Below are 25,170 nucleotides of genomic sequence, written 5' to 3' on the forward strand. Positions count from 1 at the left end.
GCGAAGTGATCACCGCGCCCCGTCCGCTGACGCTGCCCGACGGCCGGCCCGCGACGGCGGGCTGGACCCTCGACCCCGGCCTGCGCCACCTCAACCACGGATCGTTCGGCGCGGTCCCGGGCGTGGCACAGGAACGGCAGAACACGCTGCGCGCAGAGATGGAGCGGGCACCCGTCGTCTGGTTCCCGACGCTGCCCGCACGGCTCGCGGCGGCCCGCGCAGAGATCGCCGGCCGGCTGCGCACCGACCCCGAGGACCTGGCGCTCGTCCCCAACGCCAGCGCCGGAGCCAGTGTCGTCTTCGCCGCGCTCGCCGACCGGCCCGGCGGGGACATCGTGGTCACCGACCACGGCTACGGCGCCGTCACCATGGGCGCCGAACGGCTCGCCCGCCGCTGGGGCGGCCGGGTGCGCACCGCGCGGGTGCCCCTCGCCGCCGACGCCGACCAGGCGTACCGGGCCGTGCTGGCCGAGGTGGACGACGAGGTCGCACTCATCGTCCTGGACCAGATCACCTCCGCCACCGCCCGGCTGATGCCCGTCGAGCGCGTCGCCACCGAGGCGGCACGGCGCGGCATCACCCTGCTCGTCGACGGCGCGCACGCCCCCGGCCTCCTCGCCGCGCCCCTCACCGGCCTGGACTGCGACGCCTGGGTCGGCAACCTGCACAAATGGGGCTGCGCACCGCGCGGTTCGGCCGTGCTCGTCGCCCGCGGCCCCCTGCGGGACGACCTCCACCCGCTGATCGACTCCTGGGGCGCGGCCGAGCCCTTCCCCGACCGTTTCGACCACCAGGGCACCCTCGACGCCACCGGCGCCCTGGCCGCGCCCACGGCGCTGCGGTTCATCGACGACACCTGGGGCTGGGACACGGCCCGCCGCTACATGGACGACCTGGCGGAGTACGGCGCCCGGGTCGTCGCGGCCGCCTTCGCCCGCTCCGGAACCCCGTCCGAACCGGTCGACGTGGGCATGCCCGTCCCCGGTATGCGCCTGGTCCGCCTGCCCGGCGGCCTGGGAGCGAGCCGGATCGCGGCCGACGCGCTCCGCGACCGGGCCCCCGCCGAACTGGGCGTCGAGGCAGCGTTCACCAGCTTCGACGGCCTCGGCCACCTCCGGCTGTCCGCCCACGTCTACAACACGCCCGAGGACTACGAGCACTTCGCCGAGACCTGCGTACCGGTCGTGGAACGCTGGGCGCGCGAGATGTCCGGCTAGCGCGGCCGGGCGAGGCACCCACCTTCGTCGTACCGGAAGCGACCATCGGCCGACTGCGCGCGACTCCTCGCCCCGACACCGTGGAGGCATGGAGAAAACCGAAGGGATCAGCCGGGCCCGCTTCCTGGGCGGGGCCGCGGCGGCCGGCCTGGCCGGCGCACTCGGACCGGCGGGAGCCGCCCGTGCCGCCGAAGGACGCCGCGGACTGCGGCACCGGGGTGTCGTCTACACGGTGGCGGAGGGCGAGACCCCGGCGACCGCCTGGAACGCCCACCGGATGCGCGCCGACATCCGGGCCGTCCGACGCGACCTGCACGCCGACACGGTCGACGTCACCGGCGACGGCGTGGAACGCCTCGAGGCCACCGCGTGCGAGGTGGCCGAACACGGACTGCACGTATGGCTCCAGCCCACCCCGGCGGACATCCCCCCACGCGACATCCTCGAACACCTCGCCGAGACCGGCCGCTTCGCCCGGCGACTGCGCCGCCAGGGGGCGAGCGTCGACCTCAGCGTCGGCTGCGAGTTCCAGCTGTTCGTGCCCGGCATCGTCCCCGGCGACACCGTCCTGGAACGGGTCCGCACCCTCTTGACCGGCGCCTACGACCCCGTCGTCACCCAGCGCAGGCTCGACGCCTTCACGGCCCGCGCCGCCCGCACCGCCCGCTCGGTCTTCGACGGCCGCCTCGGCTACGCCGCAGCCCAGGACGACCGTGTCGACTGGTCCCTGTTCGACGTGGTCGGCATCGACTACTACTCCGCCCACCCGCGCCCCGCCGACCATGTGCGCGAACTCCGCCGCTACCTGCGTCTGGGCAAACCGCTGGCCGTCACCGAGTTCGGCAGCTGCACCTACCGCGGCGCCCCCGAGGCCGGCGGCATGGCCTGGGACGTCATCGACCACGACAAGCGACCGCCGGAGATCAAGGGCGACCTCGTGCGCAGCGAGCGCACCCAGGCCGACCACCTCGTCTCACTGCTGCGAGTCTTCGAGTCGATGGGCCTGTACGCCGCGATGGCCTTCGAGTTCGTCACCCCGGACACCCCGCACCGGGCCGGCGATCCCCGCCATGACCTCGACATGGCGAGCTACGCCATCACCCGGACCGTCCAGGACCGTCCCGGCGACCCCCGCTCCGACTGGCACTGGGAACCGAAGCAGGCCTTCCACGCCCTGGCCCGCCACTACGCGGCCGCCGCCCGCGGCCGCCGGCCCGCTACGGACAGTCGTACGTGAAGGCGGCCCGCGCCGTCCTGCCGTCCGGGGACAGCACCCGCAGCTCCGCCGTGGCCGCGTAGTGGCCCTGCCCCTGGAAGGTCCACAGCAGATGCACCCGCACCTCACGGTGCCCCTCGGCGACCGTGGCGTGCAGGACGTCGGACTCGGTGCCGTCGTTGCGGACCCAGCGGTAGGACAGCCGACCCGCGTGGCCGTCGGTGCGCACGACACCGACGACGTCCGCCGTCGCGTCGCAGCCGGTGCTGCCTCGGGCGGCCGCCGCCGAGACGCCCCTCACCGCGAGGCCGGGCGTCTCGAACTGCCGCCACAGCAGGAACAGCACGGCGGCGACCAGGACCAGCGCGGGCAACGCGTGCCGGCGCAGACGGCGGTGCCGACGGGCCGGGGGCGCGGCCGGCACGGTCACCGTGTGCACCCCGTACGCCGACCCCGCGGTCGCTCCCTGCCGGGCGGTGACGCCCGGTCCGAAGCGCAGCACGGTCCCGTCGACCCGCCCACGCGGAACGACATCGCCGGCGTCGGACGGGTCTCCCGCCACCGCCGTGCGCTCGTCGGATCCGGGGTCCATCACCGCCGTGCCGTGCTCGGACCGGTGGTCCATCACCGCCGTGCCGTCCGCGGCCCCGGGGTTCATCACCGCCGTGCCGTCGTCGGACCGCGCACGCACCACGGTGGTGCCGTCGTCGCCGCGTTCGACCCAGAAGCTGTCCAGTGCGGTGGCGCTGTAGTCGTCCCGGTCGTAGTCCTCGTGAGGGGTGGTCATCGGAGTTCGCACCCCCGGGTCAGGAGTTGCTGGGAGGCGCCGCCGTCCGCGGAGGCGGGGCTGGTGGAGGCCTGCACGGTCCAGTAGCAGCCGGTCCCCTGGAAGGTGTGGTCGACGGTCAGCGTGTACTGACGGGCACCGCTGCGCCGGTACGACTCGGTGCCGTCCGCCGTCCCCGCCTGCCCGGCCGCGTTGCCCGTGAACCAGGCGAGGGTGATGGTGACGGGGCCCGTGCCGTCCGCGGTGACCGTGATCGTGGTGGTGGCGGTGGCGGGGCCCGTCTGCCGGAAGGCGGACACCGTGACGTCCTTGACGGCGGTGGGGGAGGACGGGGACGGCGACGGGGACGGGCTCGTCGTCGGGCTCGCCGAGTCGCTCGGGGTGGGCGCGGTCCAGGAGGCGTCCGGTGACGCCGACGGGTCGGTGGCGACCGCCGACGGCGACGCGGACCCGTCACCGGCCGAGTCCGACGGTGAGGCGCTGGGGAGCGCGGAGGACTCGGTCGCCGACGGTGAGGGCGAGGCCGACGCCGAGGGCGGCGGACCGGTGTCGGCCGTCTGGGTGGGGCTGGTCGTGGCCCGTGCCCGGGTCTCCTGCCGGGAGGCCGCTCCCGCGCCCTGGCCGACGCCCTGGCCCAGCAGGAGCGCGACGAGCACGGCGGCCGCCGCCACGGCCGCGCCCGGCACGGTGGGCCGCCACGGCCGCAGCCGTCCGCCGGAGGCGTCCCGGCCGAGCACGGTGCGTGCCTCGTCGGTGGTGGTGCTCGTACCGGACGGGTCGCGGCCCGAGGGCAGGAGGAAGAGCAGCGACGCCACGAGGGCGGCCAGCCGTCCCCGGCCGCGCTCCTCCCAGTCCTCGCCGTACTGCCCCACGGCGGCCCGCTCCAGGTCCGCCACGAAGGCCGCCGCGTCCGAGGGGCGTTCCGCCGCCGTCTTGGCCAGTCCCCGGCGGACCAGGGCGCGCACGGCCTCGGGCACCTCCTCCACCGGGACGGGGTCCTCGGCGTGCTGCACCGCCAGCTGGGCCATGTTGTCGCCGGGGTAGGGCTTGTGGCCGGTCAGGCATTCGAAGAACGTGGCGGTGGCCGCGTACACGTCCCCGGCGGGGGAGGCCGGCGCGCCGGTCCACTGCTCCGGCGCCATGTAGGCCGGCGTGCCCGCCACGCCCGCGCTGAGGCCGGCGTCCACCGCGATCCCGAAGTCGACGAGCTTGGACGCGCCCTCCGGGGTGACCAGGACGTTCGCCGGTTTGTAGTCGCGGTGGACCACACCGGCCCGGTGGGCGTCGGCCAGACCGAGCAGCGAGCCCTTCAGGACGGCCAGCGCCGACTCCGGCGTCAGGGGGCCCTGCCGGGCGAGCAGGGTCCGCAGGGACACACCGTCCACCAGCTCCATCACGATGGCGGCGCCCTCGGTGCCCTCCACGTACTCGTAGAAACCGGCCACGTACGGGCTGTGCAGACCGCCGAGCAGCTCCGCCTCGGCGCGGAAACCGCGCAGGAAACCGGGTCGCGTCCGCAGCGACTCGCTGAGGTACTTCACGGCCACCGGCACACCGGTCGGCTCGTGCAGGGCGAGCACCACCCGTCCGCCGGCTCCGGAACCGAGTTCCAGGGACTCGGAGTACCCCGGTACGGCCCATGTGCTCATCGCCACCCCCTTTCCACGGCGCGCCCGCGCCTTTCCGGCCCCGGGAACCGTCGGGCCACGGCTGCTGAGACACGTTTTCGGCCACCACGGTTGCACTCCCCGCCGTCGATCGCGAGGGGGCCGAACAACATCGCACCCGTGTGCGATAGTTGGGCGCCATGTTCTCCACGGCGCCCGATCGTCCGTATCGGACGAGACACATGGGCAGGTTCACCCCGGGAGTCTTCGTCGCCGCAGGTCTGCTCTTCTTCACCGGCTGCGAGGACGTCCTGGGCCCGCCGCCCCCGACCCCGGACGGGCCGTCCTCCGTCACGGCCTGTGTGACGGACTCGGGCGAACTGATCGCGGACCTCAACGACGACGGCCGCCCCGACCGGGTCGCCGACCCGACGCGCCAGGGTGCCGGCCTGACCGTCACCTTCGGGTTCGGCACGCCGTACGAGAACAGGGCCGGGCGGCGCGCCCTCGCCGATCACGCGGGGACCCACCAGAACTACGTCCGGGCCGCCGTGGCCGACTTCGACCGTGACGGCTGGAGCGATCTGGTCGTCGTCGCCGGCGAGAACCAGCTCGGCGACGACCCGATCCCCCCGAAACTCGCCGAACTGCGCTTCGGCCCCTTCTCGAACACCGGCCGCGCCCGCAGGATCCGGCAGCTGGACCTCGGCCCCACCAAGGACATCGAGGTCGCCGACTTCAACCACGACCGCTACCCCGACCTCTCGGCCTACACCTACACCGGCGACGGCGTGTACGCCTGGGAGGCGCGGCTGGGCGAGCCCGGCCGCGGACTCGGCCCCGACACACGGGAGTTCACCGTCGACGACACCGGACAGGCGGACCCGTCGGCCTTCCCGGCCACGGGCCCGGCCCTCTTCTCCCCCCGCTGCTGATCCGCTTCGTCCGCCGGCGGACGACGAGCGCCCGTACGGCCTCGGCCGCGACCGGAGCGGCCGGCAGCAGTTCCTCGGCGGTCCCCGGTGCGGACAAAACGGCGTATCCGGGAAGCCTTCCCGTCGCAGCGCAACAGTAATGTCACTGTCCTGCTGAAGAATGCGCGGAACAGAGATCAACTTCGCTCCTGCGGGGTAGACGGTGTACAGCCGTTGTCCCTGAAAGAGGTCACCGCCCATGCCGCCCGCCGACGCTCCGCGCCTGTCCGACGCCCCTCGCCGCAACGCCCCGCTGACCCGGGCCGAGGCGGATGTCCTGCGGATCGTCAGTGATGCGAGCCATCCCGTCTTCGTGACCGTGCATCCGAACGGGCGGCACCGGTACAGCTATTGGCGGCCGCTGGACTCCGTCACCGGCAGGGGCGGCTGCTATGTGGCCCTGCCGACCGCCGAGTGCGACCAACTGCGCGCCACCGGCCGGATATCCCTGGGCGAGCCCGTCGCCGACCGGAGCCGCACGACCTACCGGGTGCGTGCGGTACGGCCCCAGGCGGCGCCCCCACGCCTCCAGGCCCCGCCCGTGTCCCCGCCCGTGCCGGCCACCGTGCCGGTGCTCGCGGCACGGCGCCGGGCCCGCGCGGCCTGACCCGCGTCAGCAGGGCCGGTCGTCGGGGGAGACGGGGAGGGTCTCCAGCCGGGGGTCGGCCAGCAGGCCGGAGATCAGCTCCGGCGACCCGCCGACGCAGGTGCTGACCAGGTCCACGTCCCCGCCCACGCACCAGGCACGGTCCTCGGGCCACCACGGATCGGGCAGCTCGGCGAACTCGTCCACGGAGACCGGCGAGAGCACATCGGCGAGGGACCCGGAGAGCAGCACCTCGTCCCGGCCGGGGGTGGGGAACGCGGGCACCCCGGCGAAGTCCCGGCGGCCGTGGCCCTCCCACAGACCGAACCAGCAGTGTCCCGGCGTCCGCGTGTGCCGGGCCAGGGCCGGGACGAGGGCCCGCACCACGACCGGCGGGGCCGGCCCCTCCCAGGGGTGCTCGTCCCACACGCCGGGCAGACCGTCCTCCGACCGGTTGGGGTCATCGCGGTCCACACCGGCGAGCCGGTGCCACTCCGCCCCCGGCCCGACCGTCCGGCCGTACCCGGCGGCCGCCTCCGACCACCGCACCGGCCGCGCAGGACCCGTACGTAGGCGGCGAAGCCCGGCGCGGCGCGGCGACCCCGGCCACCGTGCCGAAGCCGCCACCGCCCCGCCCCGGCGCACGCCGGGTCGGCCAGTCGGCCGGACCGGCTCCCCGGTGCGCACCCGCAGGCGCCCGTACCACTCGGGAGCGGGGTCCCGTCCCATCGGCCGCACCCTGTCCATCCGCCCAGTCCGCCCGCCCGCACCCGTGCCGCCGCACCCCGCCCCCGGCCGCCCGCAGGGGCGTTGTCAGTGGTGGCAGGCAGGATGAAGGACATGACGACACCTGGTGCAGTTGCAGTGATTGCGGACGCCGAGGCCTACGCGCGTGCGGTGCAGGACGCGGTGCGGGCGGCCGCCGCCTACTACGCGGGCGGTACGTCGACGCTGGACGACGACGCCTACGACCGTCTGGTGCGCGCCATCGCCGAGTGGGAGGCCGGGCACCCCGAGGACACGCTGCCCGACTCGCCGACCGGAAAGGTCGCCGGAGGCGCCGCCGAGGGGGACGTGCCGCACACGGTGGCGATGCTCAGTCTGGACAACGTGTTCTCGCCGCAGGAGTTCACCGCGTGGACCGCCTCACTGGCCCGGCGGGTCGGCCATGACGTCACCCGGTTCAGCGTGGAGCCCAAGCTCGACGGCCTCGCGATCGCCGCCCGCTACACCGAGGGCCGCCTGACCCGGCTGATCACCCGGGGCGACGGGACGGCCGGGGAGGACGTCTCGCACGCGATCGGCACCATAGAGGGCCTCCCGGACCGGCTCACCGCACCCGTCACCGTCGAGGTGCGCGGCGAAGTCCTCATGACCACCGCCCAGTTCGAGCACGCCAACGAGGTGCGCACGGCGCACGGCGGACAGCCCTTCGCCAACCCCCGCAACGCCGCCGCGGGCACCCTTCGCGCCAAGGACCGCGCCTACACCGTGCCCATGACGTTCTTCGGTTACGGCCTGCTGCCCCTGCCCGCCACCGAACCGGCCCTCGCCGCGTCCCTCGCCGACGGCGCGCACAGCGACCTGATGACCCTCACCGGCTCCTACGGCGTGAACACCACCGCCACCACCGCCGTCCCCGGCACCACGGCCGCCGACGCCGACGCGGTGCTGGCCCGTGTCCAGGAGATCGCCGCGCTGCGGGCCGAGCTGCCGTTCGGGATCGACGGGATCGTCATCAAGGCCGACCTGGCCGCCGACCAGCGGACCGCCGGCTCCGGCTCCCGCGCCCCGCGCTGGGCGATCGCCTACAAGCTGCCGGCCGTCGAGAAGATCACCCGCCTGCTCGCGGTCGAGTGGAACGTCGGCCGCACCGGCATCATCGCCCCGCGCGGTGTCCTCGAACCCGTCGCGATCGACGGCTCCACCATCACCTACGCCACCCTCCACAACCCGGCCGACATCACCCGCCGCGATCTGCGCCTCGGCGACCACGTCATGGTCCACCGGGCCGGTGACGTCATCCCCCGCATCGAAGCCCCCGTCGCCCATCTGCGCACCGGCGACGAACAGCCCATCGCCTTCCCCGAGTCCTGCCCCCGGTGCGGCGCCGGCATCGACACCGGCGAGCAGCGCTGGCGCTGCGAGAACGGCCGCAACTGCCACCTCGTCGCCTCCCTCTCCTATGCCGCCGGGCGCGACCAGCTCGACATCGAGGGCCTCGGCCACACCCGGGTCGTGCAGCTCGTCGAGGCGGGCCTGGTCGCCGACCTCGCCGACCTGTTCACCCTCACCCGGGACCAGCTCCTCGGTCTGGAGCGGATGGGCGAGACCAGCACCGACAACCTCCTCACCGCGCTCGGCAGAGCCAAGGAGCGCCCGCTGTCCCGGGTGCTCTGCGCCCTGGGCGTGCGCGGCACGGGCCGCTCCATGTCCCGCCGTATCGCCCGCCACTTCGCCACGATGGACGCCCTGCGCGCCGCCGACGCCGAGGCGATCCAGCGGGTCGAGGGCATCGGCACCGAGAAGGCCCCGTCCATCGTCGCGGAACTCGCCGAACTCGCCCCGCTCATCGACAAGCTCGCCGCGGCCGGCGTCAACATGACCGAGCCCGGCGCCACACCGCCGTCCGCCCAGGACACCGGGACCGCCACGGAGGGCGACCCCGACGCCCCGGCCCCGCAGCCGTCCGCCGCCGGTCCGCTCGCCGGCATGGCGGTGGTGGTCACGGGGGCGATGACCGGCCCGCTGGAGAAGCTCAGCCGCAACGAGATGAACGAACTGGTCGAACGGGCGGGCGGCCGCGCCTCCTCCAGCGTCTCCGGGAAGACCTCGCTGGTCGTCGCGGGAGAAGGAGCCGGCTCCAAGCGGACCAAGGCCGAGACCCTCGGTATCCGGCTCGCCACCCCGGACGAGTTCGCCCTCCTGGTCGCGGACTTCCTCGACCTGGGGGAGTGACCCCTTACGGCTTGCGCGCCAGCCCGCCGTGCTCGCCGATGACCTGCGGCTCCGGGGAGCCGGCCTCGGGGCGCCACAGCGGGACCGAGACGACACCGGGATCGAGCAGTTCCAGACCGTCGAAGAAGGAGGTGATCTGCTCGGGCGTCCGCAGGTTGTACGGCACGGCCCCGCTCTCGTTGTAGGCGTTCTGGGCCTGCTCGAAGACGGGGTCGACACCCAGCGAACCGTCGTTGACGGACAGGTAGCTGCCCGACGGCAGGGCGCCCATCAGCCGGTCGACGATGGAGCGGGCCTCGTCGTAATCGGCGACATGGCCCAGGATGTTGCTGAGGATCAGCGCGGTGGGCCGGGAGAAGTCCAGCGTCTCGGCGGCGGCCGCCAGAATCCGGTCCGGGTCCAGCACATTGGCGTCGACGTAGGCGGTCGCACCCTCCGGTGCGGAGTAGAGCAGGGCACGGGCGTGCGCCAGCACCATCGGGTCGTTGTCGACGTAGACGATCCGGGTCTCGGGCGCGATCCGCTGCGCGACCTGGTGGGTGTTCTCGGCCGTCGGCAGACCGGTCCCGACGTCCAGGAACTGCCGGATGCCCGCCTCGGCCACCAGATGGGTGATGTTGCGCTTCAGGAAGGCGCGGCTGCTGCGGGCGATGGTCACGATGCCGGGGAAGACGGCCGTGTACGCGTCACCGGCCTCCTCGTCGACGGGGTAGTTGTCCTTCCCGCCCAGCCAGTAGTTCCAGATCCGGGCGGAGTGGGGCACCGATGTGTCGATCTTCTGGTGCGCCGCCGCTCCGGGCGTCGTCACGTGCTCGGTCATGAGGAGCGTCCGTCTTCCGGTCGATTCAAGGGTCGGTCACCGCACAACATACGTCCCAACGTCCGGCCTGCGTACATCAGTTCACCCAATCTACGGGTTCGCACAGCCGACGGCGCCGACGCCGCCGGTAAGGTGACACGTGTGAGGGTGGGCACCGCACGGACCCGGCTCGTACTCCTGCGCGGCAACTCGGCCTCCGGGAAGTCCTCGGTCGCGGCCGGTCTGCGCGACCGCTTCGGACGAGGGCTGGCGCTGGTCGGCCAGGACAACCTCCGCCGGATCGTCCTGCGGGAACGGGACCGGCCGGGCGCGGCGAACATCGGCCTCATCGACACCGTCGCCCGCTACGCCCTCGACGCCGGGTACCACGTCGTCCTCGAAGGCATCCTCCACGCCGACCGCTACGGCGACATGCTCGCGCGGCTGCGCACCGACCACCGCGGCCCCACCCACGCCTACTACCTCCATGTGCCGTGGGAGGAGACCCTCGCCCGGCACGCGACCAAGCCGATCGCCCACGAGGTCGGCGAGCGCGAGCTGCGCGCCTGGTACCGGGAGCTGGACCTGCTGCCCGGCGGTGCCGAGACCGTCATCGGCGCCGCCAGCAGCCTCACCGAGACCGTCGACCGCATCATGCGCGACACCGGTCTGGACGGCATCCCGGCCCTGGAGCCGTGAGGACGGCGGCCGTTCAGCGCGGCGGCGCGGTCTCCAGCAGCTCGCGAGCCCCGCGCAGGGCGGGTGCCTCGGTCTGCTCGGCCACCTGACGGAAGGTCTCCTGGGCGGCGCGGGCCGGCCAGGCGGGCGGCAGATGGCGGGCGGGGAGCCGGGGATCGGTGCGGATGGTCCACAGCCATTCGCTGACCAGCCGCAGCCGGGTCCCGATCGGATCCTCCCCGGAGCCGGCGCCCAGGTGCGCGGTCCAGCGCTTGTCGAAGGTGACGTACCGGGCGGCGATGCTCTCCAGGTCCCAGGTGTCGCGGATCATCAGCTCGATGTCGGTGGCCTGGTCGGCCCGCGCGTGGAAGATCTTGACGTGGTCCGCGAGCCCCAGCTCGTCGACGACGGCGGACACGTCGACGTCGCCCGGGGCGATCCACAGCCCGCTGTACAGCGCGCCGAACCCGGACCAGGCCAGCCGGGAGCGCAGATCGTGGCGCTGGCGCTTCCAGGAGTCGGGGAGGGAGAAGCCCAGCAGGGTCCAGGAGCCGTTCCAGTCGTCGTTGACCGCGCCCTGCCTCCAGATGCGGGTGCGGCCGTCGTGCAGGATGCGCGTCGCGTGCGGGGTCAGGCCGAAGTACATCCGCCGGCCCTCCCGCTGCCGCCGGAGCAGCCCCCGGTTGACCATCCGGGTCAGGGTGGAGCGCACGGCCTGCTCGCCGACCCCGACCCGGCCGAGGACGTCGATGATGCTGCCCGAGTACACGCAGAGGTCGCCCTCCTCCAGCACGTGATTGCCGAAGAAGGCGAGCATGAGCGACTGCGGGCGCGACTGCGGGGCCTGGGAGGCGTCGCCGTCCGGAGCGTCGCCGTCCGAGGTGTCCAGGATGTCGTTGTCCGCCACGGGAGCAAGCGTACGACCGCCCGCCGGTCCTGCCGCGGGCGGTCGTGCCAGGTCACCGGCCGTCGGCCGGGTGGGCAAGGTCGTAGGGCCGTGGGTACGGGGCGGGGCGGTAGGCGGTGTAGCGGGCGGGTGTCGTGGAATCCGCCGCCACCGCACGGGAGTTGAGCGCGCCGGCGTCCGTCGCCGGCCAGCGGCCGGTGGTGAGGCGGTCCTCCAGGGTGTGCAGGGCGGCGAGCTGTTCGGCGGCGCTGAAGGTGCAGTGCCCGGCGTTGTCGGTGTACGCCTGCCGCAGCAGCGCCGACGACCCGGCGGCGGTGACGGCCCGGCGCAGGGCGCTCTCGGTCTGCACCGGTACCAGGGCGTCGCCGATCGTGTGGACGGAGAACTGCGGCTTGGTCAGTTTCCCGGTGAAGGAGCTGGTCCGGCTCATCCAGGCGACGGCGTCCGGGTCGGCGCCGATGCGCGGGGCGCGGTTGAGGGCCGCCAGGTCCGTGCGCAGGGACAGCCCGGCCTCCTTGTACAGCTCGGTGACCTCCTTGCGTACGGACGACCGGGCGAGGAGCCGCGCGTAGTCGACGCCGGTGTTCCACGTCATGTTGCCGCCGGCGCGGGCCTCGGCCTCCTGCCGCCGGTTGAAGCCGGCGTTCAGCAGGCCCCGGACGGCCGTGTACTGGTTGGCCTGCTGGGCGTCCCAGTCCGTCGCCGCGGGGCGGACCTGCGTGGGCTGGTTCCAGACGGGGATGTTGTGCAGGGCGGCGGCGAGCGCGATGCGGGCCCGGCCCCGGGCGGTGGTCTGCGCGGCGTCGACCGCCGCGGTCAGCACGGTCGCCGCGGCGGTGGCGGTCCGCTGGTCCGGGAGGTCCACGAGCGGGAGGTCGGAGTCCGGGGCGAGCAGGGTCTTGAGGGCGAAGACCGGGTCGAGGGTGTTGTTCCAGTTGGCGACGCCGCCGTGGACGAGTCCGCACAGGGAGAGCGAGCCGTCGATGCGCTGCGGGGCGCGCTCGGCGAGGGCGGTGGTGACGAGTCCGCCGTACGACCGTCCCCAGGCGATCGTGCGGGAGGCCGCGCCGAACCGCTCGGTGAAGGTGGTGAGGGTGGCGAGCTGGTCGGGGACGGCGTCGGTGACCGCCCAGCCGGTGGTGGCGTAGGACGAGCCGATGAGGGCGTAGCCCTGCTGGAGGAGCAGTGCCTTGGTCGCGTCGTCGGGGGCGTCCTGGGCGGGGTTGGCCGGGCCGGCCGCGTAGCCGTGGCTGAACAGCAGGACCGTGCCGTTCCAGTCGGTGGGGACGTCCATCAGGTACGTCGCCCCGGAGGGGAGCCGGCCCTCCACGTGGGCCGGCTCGGCCGTCGCCGCCAGGGCCGTGGCCGGCAGTGTGGTGAGCGTGAGCAGGAGCGCTGCCACGGAGGCGGTGCGGGTGCGGGTCGTCATGCGGTGATCTCCTGGGCGTGGGGGGCGGAGGAGCTCTCGGCGAGGTCGCCGGAGAGGGACGTACGGCTGGTCTCGCGGACGAAGCACACGGTCAGCGCGGTGACGAGGGAGCCGCCGCACAGCAGCAGGGCCACGGGGGTGCCGCTGTGGCTGCCGGCCACCAGACTGCCGGCGATCATCGGGGAGAAGCCCGCGCCGATCAGGGTCGCGCCCTGGTAGCCGAGGGAGGCGCCCGTGTAGCGGACCCGGGTGCCGAACATCTCGCTGAACAGGGCGCCCAGCGGCCCGTACATCGTGGACTGGGCGATGCCGTGGCCGAGGACCACCGCGAGGATCAGCAGCCCCGGGGACCCGGTGTCGACGAGGGCCATGACGGGGAAGGCCAGCGCCGCCGAAGCCAGGGCGCCGACGAGCACGACCGGCCGGCGGCCGACCCGGTCGGACAGCGCGGAGACGCAGGGCAGGACGGCCAGGGCGACGGCGGCGGAGACCGTGAGCGCGGTCAGCACCTGCGGCCGGGCGTAGCCGATGCCGGTGGCGTAGGCGATCAGATAGCTCGTCAGCAGCGACTGGGCGGTGAAGGCGCCGATGCCGACACCGCAGGCCAGCAGCACCGGACGCGGCCGCCGCAGGACCTCGAGGACCGGCAGCCGGGCCTCGGTGCGCCGCTGCTTCACCTCGGCGAAGAGCGGGCTCTCCACCACCCGGAGCCGGACGAACAGCCCGACGCCGAGCAGCAGCACACTCAGCAGGAACGGCACGCGCCAGCCCCAGGCGGCGAACTCGTCCTTCGGGAGGGTGACGACGAGCGCGACGACCGCGGCGGAGATCAGGGAGCCGAGCGGAGCCCCCATCTGCGTGAAGCTGGACCACAGGCCGCGCCGCCGCTCCCCGGCGTGCTCGACGACCATCAGCGTGGCGCCGCCCCACTCACCGCCGATGGCGATGCCCTGCACCACCCGCAGGGTGATCAGCAGCACCGGCGCCCAGACGCCGATGGTGTCGTACGTCGGCAGCAGACCGATGACGAAACTGGCGCCGCCCATCAGGCCCATCGTGAGCAGCAGCATCGACTTGCGGCCGAGCCGGTCGCCGAAGTGACCGAAGAGGACGCCGCCGAGCGGGCGGGCGACATAGCCGGCGGCGAACGTGCCGAACGCGGCGATGGTGCCGACGGCGGGATCGGCGCCAGGGAAGAACAGCTCGCCGAACACGAGGGCGGCGACCGTGCCGTAGACGAGGAAGTCGTAGAACTCCACGGCGGTGCCGAGCAGTCCGGAGAGGGCGACCCGGCGCAACTGGCGGGCCTGTGCGGGGGACGGGGACATCGCGGTCTCCCTTGAGCGGGGGGAGGGACACCGCGAAGTTAGGCTCTCCCGTGATGCTCGTCAAGAAAGTGCACAACATCCGTTGAGGTGTGACCGGATCCGGACGGTTCACCCGGGCGCAGGGGGCCGTACGGAGAGCGCCGCGAGGTGCTCGGACAGGGCGGCGGCGGTGTCGGCGAGCGGGAAGCGCGCGCCGAGATGCCCGTCCGGGCGGACGACGTATCCGGTCGGGCCTTCGGGCCGGTACAGCCGGGCGAACTCCCCGCCGGTGTCGCGGTACGCGGCGACGGCCAGCGTGTCGGGGGCGACCGCGGCGGCCTCGCGGGCGAGGACGGCCACGGTCGCCGGCCGGGCAGCCGCGTTCCCGCTCGCCGCCCTCAGGGGTTCCACGACGGATTCGACCGCGTCCGCCGCCTCGGCCAGGTCGTGCGCGTGGGCGGCGTACAGGAGTACGACGTGCCCGGCCCGGCCGCGCAGGACGTCGAGCAGCCGCAGCGGGAAGGCCATCGTGGGCAGCGTCAGTCCGGTGCAGTCCGGTGCCCGGTCGCCCGGCTGGGGCGCGTCGGCGGGCCCGTACGGCCGGCCGGCGAGCGGGCCGCCCCGGTACCCCACCAGCAGCTGGGCCTCGCGCAACAGGATCGTCCGCGGGTCGTCGGGGTCGGCCTCGAAACCCTGCGTGGCGTGCCGCACGGTCCGCCCGACCACCTCCTCGCCCACCGGCCGGCGCTCGGCGTCGTACGTCTCCAGCAGCGCGGTCCCGGCCTGCCCCCGGACGACGAGGGCGAGCTTCCAGGCCAGGTTGCAGGCGTCCTGGATCCCGGTGTTCATGCCCTGGGCGCCGGTGGGCGGATGGATGTGGGCGGCGTCGCCCGCGACGAAGACCCGCCCGTCGCCGTACCGGTCCACGATGCGATGGCTGATCCGGAACACCGAGGACCAGCGCAGCCGGGAGAGGGTGGCCCGCTTCGGGGCGAGCCGGTCGACGACGGCCTGGAGATGCGACAGTTCGGGTGCCCGCCCGCCCTCGAGACCGTGCGCGACCCCGTCCCCCGTGCCGGACGCCCGCGTGGACAGCTCCGGCGGCACCAGCATCGACATGCGGTAACGCCCGGCACCCGGCAGCGGGACGCACACCAGCACATCGTCCGTGCTGCCGTCCTCGGCGCGATGGCTGGACCGGATGCCGTACCCGTGCGGCAGATCCCAGTCCGCCTCGACATCGCCCAGCATGTACTCCTCGCCGAAGGCGTCCCCCTCGAAGGCGAGCCCCAGCCCCTTGCGGACCGTGCTGTGCGCCCCGTCGCAGCCCACGAGATACCCCACCCGCAGCTCCTCCCCGGCACCGGAGGCGGTCCGCAGCCGTACGGTCACCCCGTCCGGGTCCTGGCCGAAGGACAGCAGCTCGGTACCGCGCTCGACGACCGTGCCGAGGCCCGTGAGGTACTCCTCCAGCAGCCGTTCGGTCTCGTACTGCGGCAGCGCGGCGAAGCCGTACGGCACCTCGGGCGGCAGCGCCGTCTCGATGCGCGCCGTCTCCCGGCCGTTGACGTGGACCAGCTGGCCGCGCACCACGGCCGCCACCTCCAGGACCGTACGGGCCAGGCCCATCCGGTCCCAGATCTCCAGGGTGCGCGGCTGGATGCCGACCGCCTTCGCGTACGGCAGCCGGGCCGGCAGCCGGTCGACCAGCCGACACCGGACGCCGTGCCGGCCCAGCTCGGCGGCGGCACTGAGCCCGACCGGGCCCGCCCCCGCGATCAGCACGTCGACGGTCGGTGTGTGCGCCACGGGTGCCTCCCGGTGCCTGAGGGCGTTTCAGCGACCGGTCAGTCGACCGGCCAGGTGTGCACAGGGGCGTTGAGATGCATGTAGTCGATGTACTGCTGGGTCATCAGCCGCAGCGCCTCATGGCGGTCCAGGTGTGCCGCCGCGCCGATGCGGTGGAACATCTCCTTCTGCCAGACCGCCCCGTTGCGCGCGGTGACACAGCGCTGTTCGATGACGCCGAGCAGCGGCTCCCGCCAGGCCGCGTCCATGCCCGACAGCTCCAGGCCGCGGTGCGCCAGCGGCAGCAGCCGGCGCAGGACGAGTTCCGGCACCGGCACCTCGCCCATGCCGGGCCAGTACAGCGGGGCCTCGATGCCGTGGCGGGCGGCGGTGTGCAGATTGTCCTCGGCGGCCTGGAAGGACATCCGCGACCACACCGGCCGCTCCTCCTCGACCAGGGCACGGGTGAGCCCGTAGTAGAACGCGCCGTTGGCGAGGGTGTCGGCGACGGTCGGCCCGGCCGGCAGACAGCGGTTCTCCACGCGGACGTGCGGCTGGTCGTGGGCGACCGCGTAGACCGGGCGGTTCCAGCGGTAGATGGTGCCGTTGTGCAGGGTCAGCTCACCCAGCTCGGGGATGTCGCCCTCGTCTAGGGTCCGGGCCGGGTCCTGCTCGTCGCAGAGCGGCAGCAGCGCGGGGAAGTAGCGCAGATTCTCTTCGAACAGGTCGAACACACTGGTGATCCACCGCTCCCCGAACCACACCCGGGGCCGTACGCCCTGCGCCTTGATCTCCTGCGGGCGGGTGTCGGTGGCCTGCTCGAACAGCGGGACGCGGGTCTCGTGCCACAGCTCCTTGCCGAACAGGAACGGCGAGTTGGCCGCCAGCGCGACCTGTACCCCGGCGATGGCCTGAGCGGCGTTCCAGTAGCCGGCGAACTCCTGCGGGGAGACCTGGAGATGGAACTGGGTACTGGTGCAGGCGGCCTCCGGGGTGATCGTGTCGGCATAGGTGCGCAGCCGGTCGACACCGTCCATCTCGATCCGCAGATCCTCGCCGCGTGCCGCGAAGACCTGGTCGTTGAGCAGCCGGTAGCGCGCGTTCTCCGACAGGGTGTCCTCGCCGACGTCCTCCTGGCGCAGGGTGGGCAGGATGCCGATCATGATGAGCCGGGCGTCGGCGGTCCTGGCCCGCTGGTCGGCGTGGTTCAGCGCGTCCCGGATCTCGGACTCCCAGGCGTCGGGGCCGCCCTCCGTCAGCCGCCGGGGCGGCACATTGATCTCCAGGTTGAACCGGCCCAGTTCGGTCGACCACGCCGGGTCGGCGATCGCCTCCAGCACCTCGCTGTTGCGCATCGCCGGCTCGGCCTCGTCGTCGACCAGGTTCAGCTCGATCTCCAGCCCCACCCGGGGCCGCTCCGACTCGAACCGCTCCTCGCGCAGCATCTGCGCGAGGACCTCCAGGCACTCCTGCATCTTGATCCGGTAGCGGCGACGGTCCTCGCGGGTGAAGACCAGCGCCGGGACGTCACGCCCCATCGATCCTCCCGGCTGCTCCGAGGACGCCCCTCACCTCCAGCGTCCCACCACCCCTCGCCGTCGACCATGCGAGGAAGGGGTGGCCGCCCGGGGAGCTCTCGGTCAGTCGGCGTCCGGGCGGGTACGGAGGTGGTTCTGCGGGTCCCGCAGCAGCGCGGCGTGGGCCGGGTCGGACAGCATGCGGCGTACCGCGGGTGCCGGCATCCGGATGACGACCGGGTCGGGCAGCGTCACGTCCCGCACGGCCGTCGACCGCTTTCCGGAGCGCACCCGGTCGGTCACCTCCGCCACCACCCGGACGTCCAGCGTGAACTGCACCAGAACCGCTTCGGACTTGGGCTTGTGCAGCGGCAGGGAACCGGCCGCGTTCGCCGCCGTCGAGGCGGCGCTGCCGGACCCGTCCACGACACCGAGGAGCTGGTTCATCCGGAACTCGTCGGCGTTCAGCGTGCCCGCACCGAAGAGACCGCGCGCCGACCTGCCGTGCTCGTTCGCCTGCTGACCGTCCGCACCCGTCGGCCGGGGCGCGTCCAGCCCGCTCTGCGCCACCGTCTCGAAGGTCATCTTGTCCCCGACGCCCAGCACCCGCCCGGCGCGCAGCCGGGCGTGCAGCGAGGTGCGCAGGTCCTGCCCCGTCGCACCGGTCGCGTGGACCGGCGGAAGATCCACGCCCGCCGAGGTCAGCAGGGGCAGGGCCGCGATCAGCCACTCCGTGGACACGGCCTCGCGCAGCAGATGGAACGCCGCCTCGCCGCCGGTCCGGAACCGGGCGCTCCCGCCCGCCCGCGCGACCGCGTCGTCCACCGCCTGCCGCACCCGGGGTGTGCCCGTGAACCCGTTGACCTGCGCCTCCATGGGCAGCCGGGCCCCGGTGCGCCGCCACGGGCCGAGCCGGTCGGCGCCGCCCTCCTCGGGGTCGGCCGCGTGCCGGCCGACCTGCTGCGGCGGCACGGGCGCGAGCCGCGCGAGCGCCCGCAGATCGGCCGCCAGGACGCGGTGCGTCAGGCTCAGACCGTCCAGACGCGCCAGGGCGACCCGGCGGTTGCCCGAGAAGATCTGAAGCGTCGCCTCGATCGGTACGTGCATCCGGGCCGACGGCGCGGCCGACGCCTCGGCGACGGTCTTCACCCCGAGCTGGGCCCGCCCGACGCTCGTCGAACGGCGGGCGTCGCTCGCCGAGACGCCGAGACCGGCGGCCGCGCCGACGCTCTTCACCTGACCGGTGCCGCCGTCCGGCTTCCCGGAACCCGCGAGGACCGCCTCGACGCCCCGGGTGTCGCTCTCGTCGTGGGCGGCGGCCCGCTGGGCGGCGGCGGAGGTGATGTACTCCATGTCCCGGCCGTCGGACGCCGTCTCGACGAAGCTGCCCCGCCCGGTCCTGCGGATGCCGAACACCGCCCGGTACGGCCGCTTGCGCCCGTCGAACAGCTCGACGTCCACGCCGCCGTCCATGGCGCTCGACAGCAGACCCGCCGAACCGTCCCGGTCCAGCACCCGCAACAGCCGCTGCACATTGTCGTTGCGGTCGGTCAGCCGCGTGCGCGGCAGCAGGTCGTCGGCGAGGGAGGCCCCCAGCCGGCCGCGGATCCGGTCCAGCAGCGGCACGAAGTCCGGCAGGTCCTCGATCATGCCGAAGCCCAGGGGGAGCGACTGCGCGAGGGCCGGGACCGTGACCGGCGGCAGCATGGACGAGCCCGCGGACGCGCCACCGGAGGTCTCCGGGGCGTGGCTCTTCCCGGCGGCCTTCGCGCCGCTGTCCTGCTTCGCCGACGAGGTGCCCGACCCGGAGGCGGCCTCGCGCCCCTCCTCGCCCGGCACCTTCAGACCCGCCGCGCGCAGCTGCCGCTCGGTCAGCCACACACCGACGGCCGCCGGCACGGTACGGCCGCCCCGCGCCACGTACGGACCGCCGCCGGCCACCGCGACCTCGGCGACCATCCGCACCACCAGGTCGCACTGGACCAGGTACAGCGGGCTCTTGCGCGAGGTGTGCGCGTTGCGTTCGACGGTGCCGACCAGGGTGGACGCCGTGGTGTCGCCGCTGCCCAGGGAACGGCCGGCCATGACCCCCTCGGCGATACGCCACTCGGTGCCGTTCTCCGCTCCCGTCAGGCCGCCCTGCGCCGAGACCGTGTGGCTCATGCCCTCCTGCCCCGTCACCTGGTGTCCGCCCAGCACGAAGGTCTCGGTGCCCGCCCCGGTGCCCTGGTGGACGACCCGTGGCGCGGTCAGCGCGAGGCGGGTGCCGACGGCGCCGTTCAGCGCGGCCAGCCGCCGCGCGTACCGCAGGTTCCGCACCACCCAGCCCGCGGAGACGGCCTGCCGCAGCGCCGCCGTCACCGCCTGCGGAGCGAACCGCTCCTCGATCGCCAGCCGGGGTGCGAGCCCCTCCGTCTGGAGCGCCCGGTCCTCCCGTGCCTCCTGGTTGCGGGCGGCCGCCCGCGCCAGCAGCTCGAACGCCAGGTCCCGCAGCGGCTGCCCGTCCCCGACGGTCTCCACCAGCGTCCAGTCCCGAACACTGCGCCCACCCGGCTGCCGAGGGGCGAGGCCGGCCAGATCGCCGATGCCCGCCGCCGCGAAGTCGGCGGGTGCGCCGGCCCGGCCGGCCGTGCGCGCGGAGGTCCCGGCGTCCAGCCGTCCCTTGGCCTCGTCGTCCAGGGTGAACGCGGTGGGGGTGAGCAGCCGCACGTCCTGCGCGTCGACGGGCAGCGTCGTCAGCAACTCGGGCTCGGGCACGTCCCGGCCCGGCGCGCCGGGCGTGAGGGAGCGGGCCGTCTTGCGCTGCCGGGTCGTCATCGTCACGCCGACGTTCAGGCTCAGCGCGCCGCCGAACACGCTCGCGTCCTCGGACCCGTTGGTGAGGACATCGGTGCGCAGGGTCGGCCCCGCCTGGCCGCGCCGGGTCGTCGTACGGCCCTTCTCGCCCCGCGCCGACAGTGTGAGGGCACCCGGGATCAGCCGGAACTGACCCAGTGCCATCCCGCCGACACTGCGCGAACTGGCCCGCCCGCTCTGGAGGTTGCTGGTGACACCGGAGTGGCTGCGCACCAGCCAGTCCTTGATGTCGCCCAGGTGGCCGGTCTCCCGGAGCGAGCCGGTCACCCTCAGCTGGACGTCGTGGGTGTGGAGGCGGGACTTGCGGCGCAGCCGTACCCGGATGCCGGTCGACAGCAACTGGTCCTTGTGGACGCGCAGATTGGTCTCCGACAGGACGGTGACCAGCTCGCGGTAGTTGCGCCGCTGGACCTCCGCCTCCTCCGCGCCGGGCTCACGCGGCTGCGCCTCCTCGCCGAAGGCGGGCAGATAGCCGACGAGCCGGGCGTCCGTCGCGAACAGCTCCCGTACGGCCCGCATCATCGGCGCGGTGTCCAGCCGGCTGATCGCCACACTGGAGCCCATCGCGCCGAAGGGCAGATGCCGTACGACGTGCCCGGGGGCGGCCTCGCTCCCGGCCGCCTCCTGCCCGGCCGCCTCCTGCCCGGCCGCCTCCTGCCCGGCCGTGTCCCGCGAGGTCGCCCGGGCCTTGCCCTTCGTGTCCCCTACCCCCTGCCGCTGCTCGCCCTCGGTGTCCTGCGGGACCTGTGGCGGACGCCTGACGAACTCCCCGGCCGTCACGCCCTCCGGCAGCGGCAGCCCCAGCTCCTGGGCCTCGTCGGCGCGCAGGCTGATCCAGACCTGCATGCCGTGGTGCGCGGTACGACCGCCGCCGCGGGCCCGGGTGAGGGGCGACGAGGGGCCGGTGCCCTCGATCGTGAAGAGCACCGTGCCCAGATAGAGCACCTTGTCGCCGCGCACCTCCGCGCCCTGCCGGCTGGACACGGTCTGCTCGGCCACACTGAACCGGGTCTGGCGCGCGCCCGCGACGGGCATGACGGTGCCCCGGACGGCTGCCGCGTTGCCCAGGACACCGAAGCCGCCCGCGGGGCCGACGCCGAACGTGCCGCCGCGCCCCTTGCCCGCGGTGTCCGTCACCCCGTGCTGCGCCTGCTGGTGGGTGCGCAGCTGTGTCTTGCCGGTGCTCCAGCCGGGGGCCAGTCCGGTGATCGTGGCGTGCATCCGGTAGGTGCCCGTGGTGGTGCCGTCCCGGCTGGTCAGGTCCTCGCCCACGACCCCGTCCCGCAGCAGCCGGGGCAGGTCCTCCAGCACGGTCGCGGTGGCCGTGGCCTCGTACAGCCGGGCCCGGCCGGGTGCGCCGGGCCAGGTCAGCGACGGGTGCAGGGCCGAGGCGACCGCGTCGAACAGCCCGCCCCCGCCCTGGTGCGGGGCGGCGGTGTCGGAGACGGCGAGCGGGGCCATGGAGTCGGCCAGCGACACCGCCCGCGCGGTGTCGGGGGCCACCGGAGCCGGGCGGGGCGCCGGCCCGGCGGCGGCCGGCACCAGATGCTCCACCGGCACCCGCATGGTGAGCGTGCCGGGCCCGCTGAAGTGCTGGGCCTCCCGTGCGCCGTCCTTCATGATCCGCACGCGGTAGCGGACCTTGCGCGGCACCTCGACGGACCCCTTGTCGCTGCGCAGGACGCGCGGCTCCGCGATGTTCCGCTGGCTGCGGGAGTCCCGGGAGGACTGGAAGGGCTGGGCGTTGACGGTCGCCGCTCCGCCGACCCAGACGCCCGGCGCCACCGGTGCCATCCCGAACGCGGTGAAGGCGGCGCCCTTCGACGCGGACGAGCCCGTGCTCTGGGCGACCGTGGCGGCGGTGTTGTGCTGCACGTCCACCTTGGTGGCGGCGTCCTCGGCGCCGGGACCGTCGGGGGAGAAGAGGGCGTGCCGGTCGTCGTCGGCGCGGGAGACGCGGACCGTGACGTCGTAGCGGTCCGTGCCCCGCGCACCGGTCACGGCGAAGGCCCGGCCGCTCCCGTAGAAGGACTCGGGCCGCCCGGCGAGTTCGGCGGCGATCTCCGCGACCACGCCGTCGCGGCGCCCGACGGCGTCGGCCAGGGTGGCGGTGACGAACGCGTCGCCGGTGAGACCGTACGCCGTGGACAGCCCCGGCGCCGTCATGTCCCACAGATACGGCGGGAGTTCCAGGGCTCCCTCCTCGACGACGGCCGGCAGCGCCGCCATCGGGGAGCGGCCGCGAGCGGTGGACGTCCCCGCCGCGCCCAGGGCGGCGACGGTCGCCGCGTTGCCGGCCGTCTGCTGCAACCCCAGCAGGGGGTTCGGGCGACCGCGGCGGCCGGCCGAGCGGGGCGCCGGAGCCGTCAAGGAGGATCGGGGGGTGCCGTGGCGGTCGTGGTCCGCCTGGAGTGGATCTCGCACGCGCGTCAGCGTAAGGACGCCCCGCGTCCCCTGCGGGCCGCGCGCCGAGTGTTCAACTGCCGTACGTCCGGGGGTCGTTCAAGCCGTCATCGGGAACCTTTCCGGCCCTCGCCGCTCGCCCGGCGCCCCGGCTCGGAGTGCGCCTGCGCGCCGGCCGTCGCAGACTGGCCGGGTGAGTCGAACGCACACGCGACGCGACGAGAGCGCGCTCGGTGCCGGGCGCGCGGCCTCCCAGCCGCTGGCGCTCGCCGCCATGATGTTCGCGGTCGCCATGACCTTCATCGATCAGACGATCGTGTCGATCGCGGCGCCGGACATCGTCTCCGAACTCGGACTGTCCAGCTCCGGCATGCAGTGGGTGGTCAACGCCTATCTGCTGGCCCTGGCCGCGTTCTTCGCCCTCGGCGGCCGCCTCGCCGATCTGTGGGGCCCGCGCCGCGTGGTCGTCGCGGGCACGCTGATCTTCGTGATCTCCTCGGTGCTGTGCGGCTGCGTCCCCACCGGGGACTACGCGCTGACCTGGCTGATCGTCTTCCGGGCGACCCAGGGACTGGGGGCCGCGCTGCTCTTCCCGGCCGCGCTCGCCGTCGTCGTCGCGGTGTTCCCCGTCGAGCGGCGGGGGCGGGCCCTCGCCCTGTTCTTCGGCATCACCGGTGCCCTCACCGCGCTCGGCCCGCTGCTCGGCGGCTGGCTGACCGACTGGACCTGGCGGGCGATCTTCTGGGTCAACGTCCCCGTCGCGCTCGTCGCACTGATCCTCACCGCGCTCGCCCGGATCTCCGACCGGCGCCGCGACGAGCCGCTCGACGTCCGGGGCGCGCTGCTCATCGCCGTCGGCATGGGCGTGAGCGTCCTCGGTTTCCAGCAGGCCTCGGTCTGGGGCTGGGACAGCGCCGCGACCTGGGCCTGCATCGTGGGCGGCCTCGCCGTCCTGTACGTCTTCCGCCGCCTCGAACCACGCACTCGCCACCCGCTGGTCGACCTCGCGGTCTTCCGCGACCGCGCCTTCACCGTGGACACGCTGGTGCTGTTCTTCGCCATGCTGGCGTTCGTCCCGGTCTTCTTCTTCGCATCCGTGTACGCCCAGGTCTCCCTCAGCGCCTCGCCGAACCAGGCCGCCCTGTATCTGCTGTACTTCTTCGTCGGGTTCGCCGTCGCCTCCCAGTGGGGCGGCCGCATCCTCGACAAGCGGGGCGCCCGCCCGGCGATGAAGACCGGCTGCGTGGTCGGCGCCGTCGGCTTCGCGCTGTGGGCCGGCAAACTCACCGACCTGTCCATGCACGACCAGTGGCCCTACGCCGCCCTGGCCGGCGCGGGCATCGGCTTCATCCTCGCCCCGGCCTCCACGGACGCCGTCAACCGCGCGATCGACGCCTCCTACGGCGAGGTCACCGGCATCACCCAGACCGTCCGCAACTACGCGGCCAGCGTCGGCCTGGCCGTCTACGGCACCATGCTGACCCACTCCATGAACGACCACGTCGTGGACACCCTCGAGACACGCGGGGTGCCGTCCGACACGGCGCACTCCGTGGCTCGGGACGTGACCCAGGCGATCACCGGCAACGGCGACGCGCGCACCCCCACCGGCACCGGGCCGGTCGCGACCACCATGCGGGACGCCATGTCCGCGATCCGTATGGACTTCGCGGAAGCGAACCAATGGGTCTTCTACGGCATGGCCGTCGCCCTCGCCATCGGCTTCCTCTGCGCCCTACGCCACCCGGGCGACCACGGAGGCCGAACCATCCCGGAGACCGCCACCCCGCCGCCCTCGCTCCCGCAGGGTTGAGCGCGGAGTCGGGCCCTCGTCCGGGACCCCGTGCTGCCCCGCCCTCGCCCCCGCAGGGCTGAGCGCGGCTCGGGATCCGGCACCGCGCCGCCCTCGGCTCCGCAGGGGGGAGCGTGGGGGTGGGCTCTCGTCCGGGACCCCGTGCCGCCCCGCCCTCGCCCCCGCAGGGCTGAGCGCGGCTCGGGATCCGGCACCGCGCCGCCCTCGGCTCCGCAGGGGGAGCGTGGGAGCCCTCGTCCGGGATTTGGTACTGCGCCGTTCTCGCTCCCGCAGGGTTGAGCGTGGCGGTGGGCCCCCGTCTGGGACCGGGTACCGCCCCGCCCTGGCC

General features: G+C 74.1%; 17 protein-coding genes. 7 read left to right on the forward strand and 10 right to left on the reverse strand.

Features of this window, described 5'->3' with window-relative positions:
• Positions 1-5 precede the first annotated feature (5 nt).
• The gene (locus tag AQJ64_RS37995) at positions 6-1,217 is read left to right on the forward strand and encodes an aminotransferase class V-fold PLP-dependent enzyme (RefSeq protein ID WP_240512939.1); all 1,212 of its coding nucleotides are present in this window, start codon (positions 6-8) and stop codon (positions 1,215-1,217) included.
• Positions 1,218-1,305: 88 nt separating this feature from the next.
• Positions 1,306-2,454, forward strand: a complete 1,149-nt coding sequence (locus tag AQJ64_RS38000; protein ID WP_055638263.1) for a glycoside hydrolase family 113 protein — start codon at positions 1,306-1,308, stop codon at positions 2,452-2,454.
• Here AQJ64_RS38000 and AQJ64_RS38005 read toward each other — a convergent pair.
• A complete protein-coding gene (locus AQJ64_RS38005) occupies positions 2,435-3,220 on the reverse strand; it encodes a hypothetical protein (RefSeq protein WP_059203372.1) in 786 nt (261 codons plus the stop codon). The genes AQJ64_RS38000 and AQJ64_RS38005 overlap by 20 nt on opposite strands.
• Entirely contained in the window at positions 3,217-4,869 is a 1,653-nt protein-coding gene (locus tag AQJ64_RS38010) for a serine/threonine-protein kinase (protein WP_059203373.1), read from the reverse strand. Before AQJ64_RS38010 ends, AQJ64_RS38005 begins: the two co-directional genes overlap by 4 nt.
• 200 nt (positions 4,870-5,069) lie before the next feature.
• Between AQJ64_RS38010 and AQJ64_RS38015 the strand changes: the two genes are divergently transcribed.
• Positions 5,070-5,762, forward strand: a complete 693-nt coding sequence (locus tag AQJ64_RS38015; protein ID WP_055638439.1) for a hypothetical protein — start codon at positions 5,070-5,072, stop codon at positions 5,760-5,762.
• A 238-nt stretch (positions 5,763-6,000) separates the two neighbouring features.
• A complete protein-coding gene (locus tag AQJ64_RS38020; protein ID WP_055638440.1) occupies positions 6,001-6,408 on the forward strand; it encodes a hypothetical protein in 408 nt (135 codons plus the stop codon).
• 6 nt (positions 6,409-6,414) lie between these two features.
• Here the strand turns inward: AQJ64_RS38020 and AQJ64_RS38025 are convergent, their stop codons facing one another.
• Positions 6,415-6,936 carry a hypothetical protein gene (locus AQJ64_RS38025; RefSeq protein WP_206189929.1) on the reverse strand — a complete coding sequence of 174 codons (522 nt, stop codon included), beginning with the start codon at positions 6,934-6,936 and terminating at the stop codon, positions 6,415-6,417.
• Positions 6,937-7,218: 282 nt separating this feature from the next.
• Here AQJ64_RS38025 and ligA point away from each other — a divergent pair, with 282 nt between their 5' ends.
• Entirely contained in the window at positions 7,219-9,345 is a 2,127-nt protein-coding gene (gene ligA, locus AQJ64_RS38030; RefSeq protein ID WP_055638441.1) for an NAD-dependent DNA ligase LigA, read from the forward strand.
• A 4-nt stretch (positions 9,346-9,349) separates the two neighbouring features.
• Here ligA and AQJ64_RS38035 read toward each other — a convergent pair whose 3' ends face one another.
• Positions 9,350-10,165, reverse strand: a complete 816-nt coding sequence (locus AQJ64_RS38035; protein WP_055638442.1) for an SAM-dependent methyltransferase — start codon at positions 10,163-10,165, stop codon at positions 9,350-9,352.
• 132 nt (positions 10,166-10,297) lie between these two features.
• On the opposite strand from AQJ64_RS38035, the gene AQJ64_RS38040 reads away from it, so the two are divergent.
• On the forward strand, positions 10,298-10,843 hold the full coding sequence (locus tag AQJ64_RS38040) for an AAA family ATPase (protein ID WP_055638443.1): 546 nt from the start codon (positions 10,298-10,300) through the stop codon (positions 10,841-10,843).
• 13 nt (positions 10,844-10,856) lie between these two features.
• Here AQJ64_RS38040 and AQJ64_RS38045 read toward each other — a convergent pair whose 3' ends face one another.
• The 6 genes from AQJ64_RS38045 to AQJ64_RS38070 all read right to left on the reverse strand — a co-directional run bounded on the left by AQJ64_RS38045 (position 10,857) and on the right by AQJ64_RS38070 (position 23,050).
• Positions 10,857-11,729, reverse strand: a complete 873-nt coding sequence (locus AQJ64_RS38045) for a PaaX family transcriptional regulator (RefSeq protein ID WP_055638444.1) — start codon at positions 11,727-11,729, stop codon at positions 10,857-10,859.
• A 52-nt stretch (positions 11,730-11,781) separates the two neighbouring features.
• Entirely contained in the window at positions 11,782-13,158 is a 1,377-nt protein-coding gene (locus tag AQJ64_RS38050) for an alpha/beta hydrolase family protein (protein ID WP_055638445.1), read from the reverse strand.
• Entirely contained in the window at positions 13,155-14,486 is a 1,332-nt protein-coding gene (locus AQJ64_RS38055) for an MFS transporter (RefSeq protein WP_055638446.1), read from the reverse strand. Before AQJ64_RS38055 ends, AQJ64_RS38050 begins: the two co-directional genes overlap by 4 nt.
• Positions 14,487-14,594: 108 nt before the next feature.
• On the reverse strand, positions 14,595-16,274 hold the full coding sequence (locus tag AQJ64_RS38060; RefSeq protein ID WP_055638447.1) for an FAD-dependent monooxygenase: 1,680 nt from the start codon (positions 16,272-16,274) through the stop codon (positions 14,595-14,597).
• Positions 16,275-16,312: 38 nt separating this feature from the next.
• A complete protein-coding gene (locus AQJ64_RS38065) occupies positions 16,313-17,791 on the reverse strand; it encodes a glutamate-cysteine ligase family protein (RefSeq protein WP_055638448.1) in 1,479 nt (492 codons plus the stop codon).
• 102 nt (positions 17,792-17,893) lie between these two features.
• Positions 17,894-23,050, reverse strand: coding sequence for a hypothetical protein (locus AQJ64_RS38070; protein ID WP_157881166.1), 5,157 nt, complete (start codon positions 23,048-23,050; stop codon positions 17,894-17,896).
• A 253-nt stretch (positions 23,051-23,303) separates the two neighbouring features.
• Here AQJ64_RS38070 and AQJ64_RS38075 point away from each other — a divergent pair, with 253 nt between their 5' ends.
• A complete protein-coding gene (locus AQJ64_RS38075) occupies positions 23,304-24,842 on the forward strand; it encodes an MFS transporter (protein WP_055638450.1) in 1,539 nt (512 codons plus the stop codon).
• Positions 24,843-25,170: the final 328 nt, after the last annotated feature.

Origin of the sequence: Streptomyces griseoruber (assembly GCF_001514205.1) — a bacterium.
GTDB classification, from domain to species: domain Bacteria; phylum Actinomycetota; class Actinomycetes; order Streptomycetales; family Streptomycetaceae; genus Streptomyces; species Streptomyces griseoruber.